This is a genomic window from Microbacterium sp. (assembly GCF_035277845.1).
Lineage (GTDB): Bacteria > Actinomycetota > Actinomycetes > Actinomycetales > Microbacteriaceae > Microbacterium.
The window spans coordinates 1-7,828 of record NZ_DATEJS010000194.1 but is presented as its reverse complement, the minus strand read 5'-3'; the positions used below and the strand labels follow the sequence as shown (position 1 = coordinate 7,828).

General features: G+C 70.9%; 8 protein-coding genes. 5 read left to right on the top strand and 3 right to left on the bottom strand.

Going from position 1 to position 7,828, the window contains the following annotated elements; all coding sequences use genetic code 11:
- Positions 1-1,211 (bottom strand): DEAD/DEAH box helicase (locus VJR25_RS08295; RefSeq protein WP_324114457.1); only part of this gene is annotated, 1,211 nt, incomplete at its 3' end.
- A gap of 155 nt (positions 1,212-1,366) precedes the next feature.
- On the opposite strand from VJR25_RS08295, the gene VJR25_RS08290 reads away from it, so the two are divergent.
- Positions 1,367-2,080 carry a ferritin-like fold-containing protein gene (locus VJR25_RS08290; RefSeq protein WP_324114455.1) on the top strand — a complete coding sequence of 238 codons (714 nt, stop codon included), beginning with the start codon at positions 1,367-1,369 and terminating at the stop codon, positions 2,078-2,080.
- A 15-nt stretch (positions 2,081-2,095) separates the two neighbouring features.
- Here VJR25_RS08290 and VJR25_RS08285 read toward each other — a convergent pair whose 3' ends face one another.
- Together VJR25_RS08285 and VJR25_RS08280 are read right to left on the bottom strand one after the other, a co-directional pair.
- On the bottom strand, positions 2,096-2,386 hold the full coding sequence (locus tag VJR25_RS08285; protein WP_324114453.1) for a hypothetical protein: 291 nt from the start codon (positions 2,384-2,386) through the stop codon (positions 2,096-2,098).
- Complete coding sequence (locus tag VJR25_RS08280; protein ID WP_324114451.1) at positions 2,386-2,610, bottom strand: DUF3107 domain-containing protein; 225 nt, start codon at positions 2,608-2,610, stop codon at positions 2,386-2,388. The genes VJR25_RS08285 and VJR25_RS08280 overlap by 1 nt, the downstream gene beginning before the upstream one ends.
- 157 nt (positions 2,611-2,767) lie before the next feature.
- On the opposite strand from VJR25_RS08280, the gene VJR25_RS08275 reads away from it, so the two are divergent.
- From VJR25_RS08275 to alaS, 4 genes are all read left to right on the top strand, one after another.
- Positions 2,768-4,090 (top strand): replication-associated recombination protein A, encoded by a 1,323-nt coding sequence (locus VJR25_RS08275; RefSeq protein ID WP_324114449.1) that lies wholly within the window; start codon positions 2,768-2,770, stop codon positions 4,088-4,090.
- A 175-nt stretch (positions 4,091-4,265) separates the two neighbouring features.
- Complete coding sequence (gene rpsD, locus VJR25_RS08270; protein WP_324114446.1) at positions 4,266-4,895, top strand: 30S ribosomal protein S4; 630 nt, start codon at positions 4,266-4,268, stop codon at positions 4,893-4,895.
- Positions 4,896-5,041: 146 nt separating this feature from the next.
- On the top strand, positions 5,042-5,245 hold the full coding sequence (locus tag VJR25_RS08265; protein WP_324114444.1) for a hypothetical protein: 204 nt from the start codon (positions 5,042-5,044) through the stop codon (positions 5,243-5,245).
- A gap of 67 nt (positions 5,246-5,312) precedes the next feature.
- Positions 5,313-7,828: alanine--tRNA ligase (alaS, locus tag VJR25_RS08260; protein WP_324114442.1), on the top strand; the 2,516-nt coding region annotated here is incomplete at its 3' end.

Here is a 7,828-nt window from a genome sequence, read left to right as displayed (position 1 = left end):
GTGCGCACCGGCTGCGTCTTCGGCGCGGTCGCGATGCGGCCCTTCGTCCCCTCCGGGATGTCCAGGTCGGTGAACAGGTGCGCGCTGGACGAGTAGGTCTCGGTCGGGTCCGGCTGACCGAACTCGAGGGCGCGGTTGATGAGGGCCCATTTGTGCAGGTCCTCCCAGTCCACGAAGGTCACGGCGACGCCCGTGCGGCCGGCGCGACCGGTGCGTCCTGCGCGGTGCAGGTAGGTCTTCTCATCGTCCGGGATGGTGTGGTTGATGACGTGCGTGACGTCGTCCACGTCGATGCCGCGCGCGGCGACGTCGGTGGCGATGAGCACATCGCGCTTGCCGGCCTTGAAGGCCGCCATCGAGCGCTCCCGCGACTCCTGACTCATGTCGCCGTGCACGGCGGCCGCGTTGAAGCCGCGGTCGCCCAGTTCGTCGACGAGCTTCTGCGCAGCGCGCTTCGTACGCGTGAAGATGACCGTCTTGCCGCGGCCGCGCGCCTGCAGGATGCGGGCGATCACCTCGTCCTTGTCGAGGGAGTGCGCACGGTAGACGAGGTGCCGGATGTTCGCCTGGGTCAGGCCCTCGTCGGGGTCGGTCGCGCGGATGTGGATCGGGTCGGACATGAACCGCCGCGCCAGCGCGATGATCGGGCCCGGCATGGTCGCGGAGAACAGCTGGGTGTGGCGGACGGCCGGCACCTTCTGGAAGATCTTCTCGATGTCCGCGAGGAAGCCCAGGTCGAGCATCTTGTCGGCCTCGTCCAGCACGACCTCGGTCGCGTTCGAAAGGTCGAGCAGGCGCTGACCGGCCAGGTCGATGAGACGTCCCGGGGTGCCGACGACGATCTGGGCGCCGGCCTTGAGCTGCTCGATCTGTCCCTCGTACGCCTTGCCGCCGTAGATCGCGACGACGCTCGTGGACCGGTTCTCGGTGAGCATGTCGATGTCCTCGAACACCTGCACCGCGAGCTCACGGGTCGGCACCACGATGAGAGCCTTCACGCCCGGCTCGGGGTCGAGCCCGAGCCGCTGCACCACGGGGATGCCGAAGCCGAACGTCTTGCCGGTGCCGGTCTTGGCCTGGCCGATGATGTCCTGGCCGGGAAGACCGAGCGGGATGGTCTGCTCCTGGATGGGGAAGGTGTCCTGGATGCCGCGTGCGCTCAGCGCCTCGACGATGTCCTGGTCCACGCCGAGGTCGGCGAAGGTCGTCACGATATGTACCTGTTCGGTGAGGGGCGGCGTGCCGCCCGGGCGTCGATCCACGCCCTTCTCGAACCGCAGGCGCGGGGGCCCCGATCCGATGCCGGGGCATCCTGATTGTAACGGAGCGGCCACGATCGGCCTGGGATCGCACCTAGGCTGGGGGCGTGTTCGAATGGCTCACCCGTCGTGCCCCCGCCGCGCGCACCCTGCGGCTGCGGTCGCGGGACGAGGTCGGCGACGCCGTCCGCGTCGCGTTCGAGACGCTCGCGCCCGATGTCGGCACGTACCTCGGCCAGGCCGCGTACCTGCAGCTCGGCTACTTCGAGACGCTCAGCCAGCTGATCACCGAGACGCCGTCGCTGGGCGACAAGGAGGCGCTCTCCCGTGCGGCCGGCGCCGCCCTCGGCAAGCACCAGGCGCTCGTCGCACTGATCCGCGACCGCGGGGAGGACCCCACCGAGCTCATGCGTCCGTTCCGGGAGCCGCTGGACGCGTTCCGCCGCGCCACCCGCGGCATCCGCCCGGAGGAGACGATGCTGACGGTGCATCTCACCGCGGGGCTGCTCGACGACTTCTACAACCGGCTCGCGGTGAGCTACGGCGAGCCGGGTCGCCGGGTGGCGCGGATCCTGCAGGCCGACGACGACCGCGAGGCGCTGGTCGCGATCCTCCTGGCGCGCATGGCAGCGGACCCGCAGTGGCGTTCGCTGCTGGCCCTGTGGGGCCGCCGCCTGGTCGGCGACACGCTGCTGGTCGCCCGGGACGTGCTGCGTCTGCAGTCCGCGGACGCCGACGACGAGAAGCGCGTGGAGCCGATGTTCACCGACCTGATGGCCTCCCACAGCCGCCGCATGGAGGCGCTGGGACTCGCCGCCTGAGCGGCCGCGGTGGCGTCAGCCGACGCCGAGACGCCGCCGTTCGCGCACGTCGTGCGCCACGCGCACGCGGGTGGAGACCGGCACGGCGACGAAGCACACGACCGCGGGGGCCAGCAGCGACGCGATCCACAGCCAGCCGTTGTCCACGGTCAGGCCCGCCCAGGTGAGGACGAGCCAGACGCCGCCGCCGACCACCGCGCCGAGCATGGGCGCGAGAGCCGGGCCGCGCGTGTCGCGGCGGGGGAGCGTGTAGTGGGCGAGGAGCCCCCAGCATGCTCCGAACAGCAGGCCGAGGATGATCTGCATCAGGCGACGAAGCCGACGCGGCGGACGTCCTCGGTGCCAAGCTCGACGTAGGCCAGCCCCGCGGTCGGGACGATGTAGGAGTTGCCCTTGGTGTCGGCGAAGGTCACCTGCGCCGCGCCGGACTCCAGCGCGGTCGCGACGGCCTCGCGGACGGCGTCGGCCGAGTCGTTCGTCTCGAAGTTGAGCTCGCGTCCAGTGTTGGCGATGCCGATGCGAATCTCCACGGAGTGCAGCCTTTCTGGGCGGTGACGGGATGCCGGATGCCGGCGACATCGTCAGCCTACGACACGGGGTGCGCCCCGCCGCGCCTCCCCGGTCACGCCGTCGGCGAACACGACTCCCGCCCGGCCCGATGTCCGAGACCCCCGTTAGCCTGGAGCGGTGACCAGCACCACCGCGCTCTTCCCCGGGCAGACGCCGCTCGCGGTGCGCATGCGTCCGACGAGCCTCGACGAGGTGGCGGGCCAGCAGCACCTGCTGCGCCCGGGGTCGCCCCTCGTGGCGCTGGCCGACCCGGACGCGAAGGTCGCGGCATCCGTCTCGGTGATCCTGTGGGGCCCGCCGGGCACCGGCAAGACGACGCTGGCCCAGGCGATCGCGCGGTCTTCGGGGCGCCGGTTCGTCGAACTGTCCGCGGTGACCGCGGGCGTGAAAGACGTGCGGGCGGTCATGCAGGACGCCCTCGACCAGCGCGATCTGTACGGCGTCTCGACCATCCTCTTCCTCGACGAGATCCACCGCTTCACGAAGGCGCAGCAGGACGCCCTGCTGCCGGGTGTCGAGAACGGGTGGGTGGTGCTGATCGCCGCCACCACCGAGAACCCGTCGTTCTCGGTGATCTCGCCGCTGCTGTCGCGCTCCCTGCTGCTGACGCTGCAGCCGCTCTCCGACGACGACCTCGGCACGCTCATCGACCGGGCCGTCGCCGACCCGAGGGGCCTCGCGGGCGCGGTCTCGCTCGACGAGGCCGCGCGTGCCGCTCTGGTGCGGCTCTCGTCCGGAGACGCCCGGCGCGCGCTCACCGGGCTCGAGGCCGCGGCGTCCGTGCAGGCGGCCGACGAGGAGGCCCCGACGATCACCGCCGAAGACGTCGCCCAGGCGGTCGACAAGGCGCTGCTGCGCTACGACCGGCAGGGCGACGAGCACTACGACGTGATCAGCGCCTTCATCAAGTCGATCCGCGGGTCGGACGTCGACGCGTCGATGCATTATCTGGCACGCATGATCGAGGCGGGGGAGGACCCGCGCTTCATCGCCCGCCGCCTCGTGATCTCCGCCGCGGAAGACATCGGCCTCGCCGACCCGCAGGCGCTGCAGATCGCCGTCGCCGCCGCCGACGCTGTCGCCTTCATCGGGATGCCGGAGGGGCGGATCCCGCTCGCCGAGGCGACGGCGTACCTCGCGACGACGGCGAAGTCCAACGCCGCGTATGTCGCCATCGACAAGGCCATCGCCGACGTGCGGGCCGGCGGATTCGGGCGGGTGCCGGTGCATCTGCGCGACGCGCACTATCCCGGCGCCAAGCGCCTCGGACACGGCAAGGGGTACGTGTACCCGCACGACAGCGAGGTCGGCGTCTCGCCGCAGCAGTACCTGCCCGACGACCTGCGGGGTCGCCGGTACTACGAGCCGACCGGGCACGGTGCCGAGCGCGATGTGCAGGCGCGGCTGGAGAAGATCCGCCGCATCCTGAACGCGGACTGAGCCCGCCGCCCGCGTTTGATAGGATGGATCGGCTCGAAGCAGCGTCTTCGGGCATCCCCTCTCTTCTTCACCGACCTTCCGGCATGCCCCGGCGTGCAGTCCGGACAGGGCGAGGCGAGGGAGATACGTCCGCGAGCCGTGAGAGACACGGCCGCGTCATCGAAAGGAACACTTCGTGGCAACGAAGTCCCAGGACCGCCGCAAGGTCCGCCTGTCGCGTGCGCTCGGCGTCGCGCTGACCCCGAAGGCCGCCCGCTACCTCGAGAAGCGTCCCTACGCTCCGGGTGAGCACGGCCGCACCAAGCGCAAGCAGGACAGCGACTACGCGGTCCGCCTCCGCGAGAAGCAGCGCCTGCGCGAGCAGTACGGCATCCGCGAGAAGCAGATGCGCAACACCTTCAACGAGGCCCGCCGCAAGGACGGCCTGACCGGTGAGAACCTGGTCGAGCTGCTCGAGATGCGTCTGGACGCCCTCGTGCTGCGTGCCGGCTTCGCCCGCACCACGGCGCAGGCGCGTCAGCTGGTCGTGCACCGCCACATCCTCGTGGACGGCGAGCTCGTCGACCGCCCGTCGTTCCGCGTGAAGCCGGGACAGCTCATCCACGTCAAGCCGCGCTCCGAGGGCACGGAGCCCTTCCAGGTCGCCGCGGCCGGTGGCCACGCCGAGGTTCTGCCTCCGGTGCCGGGTTACCTCGAGGTCGAGCTCGACAAGCTGCACGCGCGTCTCGTGCGTCGCCCGAAGCGCGCCGAGGTGCCCGTCACCTGTGACGTGCAGCTCGTCGTCGAGTACTACGCGGCCCGCTGAGGGCCGCGGCCGAAGGCGCGCGCCAGCGCCGCGTCCTATCAGGCACTGCTCGCTGATCACATCGTGAGCACGAGGGCACCGGGGAGACCCGGTGCCCTCGTCGCGTCTGCGGGCGGCGTCCGGCCGATTGCGCCTACGATGGGGGGATGCAGAAGCTGGTGTGGTTCGTGGTGGGCGTCGCAGCCGGATTCGTCGCTGCGCACTTCGTCGACCGCGACCCGCGCGGCCACGTCGCCCTCGCCACTCTGGATGCGCGCATGAACGAGTTCGCCGACCGGGTCGGCGACGCGTACCGCGACCAGCAGGAGCGCCTGGCCGCCGCCGAGCCGTCCCCGGCCAGCGCCGACTGACACCTTCCCTTCCCCGACTTCTCCGCCCCGGCGGGAGTCCCCTGCTCGACCCGAGGATCCGCACGCCATGAAGACCGCTGAGATCGCCCAGCGCTACCTGGACTACTTCGAGAAGAACGATCACGTCGTGGTGCCGTCGGCGTCGCTCGTGAGCGACGACCCGTCGATCCTGTTCACGATCGCCGGCATGGTCCCCTTCATCCCGTACCTCACCGGCGTCGTCCCGGCGCCGTACCGTCGCGCGGTGGACGTGCAGAAGTGCATCCGCACCAACGACATCGAGGAGGTCGGGCACACCGCGCGCCACGGCACCTTCTTCCAGATGCTCGGCAACTGGTCGTTCGGCGACTACTTCAAAGAGGGCGCCATCGAGTACGCCTGGGACCTGCTGACGCGGCCCGAGGGCGAGGGCGGACTCGGCTTCGCGGAGCGCGATCTGTGGGTCACCGTCTACGAGGACGACGACGAGGCCGCGGGCTATTGGCGCAAGGTCGCCGGGCTTCCCGACGAGCGCATCCAGCGCATGGGCAAAGAGGACAACTACTGGACCACCGGTCAGCCCGGTCCCGCCGGCCCGTGCTCGGAGATCTACTTCGACCGTGGTCCCGCGTACGGCCGCGACGGGGGGCCGGCGGTCGACGACAGCCGCTTCACCGAGATCTGGAACCTCGTGTTCATGCAGTACGCGATCACGAACGTGCGGTCCAAGACCGAGTTCGACATCGTGGGCGACCTGCCGCAGCAGAACATCGACACCGGCATGGGTCTCGAGCGCGTCGCGTTCATCAAGCAGGGCGTCGAGAACATGTACGAGATCGATCAGGTGCGTCCGGTGCTCGACCGCGCCTCGGCGATCTCGGGCCGCCGCTACGGCGCCGAGCACGAGGACGACGTGCGCTTCCGCGTCATCGCCGACCACGTGCGCTCCTCGCTGATGCTGCTCTCGGACGGCGTCACCCCGTCGAACGAGGGCCGCGGATACATCCTGCGCCGCCTCATGCGCCGCACCGTGCGGGCGATGCGCCTGCTCGGCGTCGACGCCCCGACCTTCCCGGAGCTGTTCACGGCATCGCGCGACGCCATGAAGGATGCCTACCCCGTCGTCTCGGACGACTGGGCACGCATCTCGCAGTACGCGTTCGCCGAGGAGGAGACCTTCCTGCGCACGCTGGCATCCGGCTCGACGATCCTCGACCTCGCACTGGAGGACACCAGGAAGAAGGGCGGCACCGCGCTCGGCGGCGCCGATGCCTTCCTGCTGCACGACACCTACGGCTTCCCGATCGACCTCACCCTCGAGGTCGCCCAGGAGGCCGGGCTCGAGGTCGACCGCGCCGCGTTCGACGAGCTCATGGCGCAGCAGAAGGCGCGCGCCAAAGCCGACGCGAAGTCGCGCAAGCGCGCCCTCGCCGACCAGAGCGTGTACCGCGAGTTCCGCGCGCAGGGCGAGACCGTCTTCACCGGGTACTCCGACCTGGAGACCGCGTCGACCGTGCTCGGCCTGCTCGTGGACGGGCTGCCCGCCGACCGTGCCGTGCAGGGGCAGATCGCCGAGGTCATCCTCGCCGAGACGGCGCTGTATGCCGAGTCCGGCGGCCAGGTCGCCGACAAGGGCGTCATCGTCGGCCCGGGGTACGAGCTCGAGGTGCTCGACGTGCAGAAGCCCGTGCCCGGACTGGTGAGCCACACCGTCGAGGTGACCGCGGGCGAGGTGGGCGTCGGTCAGCCCGCCACGAGCGTGGTGGATGCCGCCAACCGCCGGGCCGCCCGGCAGGCGCACTCCGCGACGCACCTGGTGCACGCGGCACTGCGCGACACCCTGGGCAAGACCGCGACCCAGGCGGGCTCCCTGAACCGCGCCGGGTACCTGCGCTTCGACTTCGCGTGGGGACAGGCCCTGTCGGCTGCCACCAAGACCGAGATCGAGGAGATCGCCAACAACGCGGTGCGCGACAACCTCGAGGTCACCACGCGCGTGATGGCGCTCGACGAGGCCAAGTCGCTCGGCGCGATGGCCCTGTTCGGCGAGAAGTACGGCGCCGAGGTGCGCATGGTCGACATCGGCGGTCCGTGGTCGCGCGAGCTCTGCGCCGGCACGCACGTGTCGTCCAGCGCCGAGATCGGCCTGATCTCGCTGGTGGGCGAATCCTCGGTGGGCGCATCCAACCGCCGCGTGGAAGCACTCGTCGGGCTGGACGCCTTCCGCGACCTCGCCGCGGAGCGCACGATCGTCTCGCAGCTGACCTCGGCGCTCAAGATCCCGCGCGACCAGCTCCCGGCCCGCATCGCCGAGCTGTCCGCGAACCTGAAGGCGGCGGAGAAGAAGATCGCGGCATTCGAGCAGCAGGCTCTCGCCGACCGCGCCCCGCAGCTGGCCGCGGGCGCCTCGCACGTCGGAGGATCCCGGGTCGTCGCCGAGAGCATCGGCACAGCGGGCTCCGGCGACGACGTGCGCACGCTCGCGCTGCAGGTGCGCGACCGCCTCGGTGCCGACGCCGCGATCGTCGCCCTCGGTGCGGTCGTGGGGGAGCGTCCCGTCGTGATCGTCGCCACCAACGGCGCCGCTCGCGCGGCCGGCGCCAA

Excerpts from the sequence above, each read along its gene's own strand:
- VJR25_RS08265 (WP_324114444.1), top strand. The coding sequence starts at position 5,042 with ATGCAGAAGCTGGTGTGGTTCGTGGTGGGCGTCGCAGCCGGATTCGTC.
- VJR25_RS08285 (WP_324114453.1), bottom strand. The coding sequence starts at position 2,386 with ATGCAGATCATCCTCGGCCTGCTGTTCGGAGCATGCTGGGGGCTCCTC.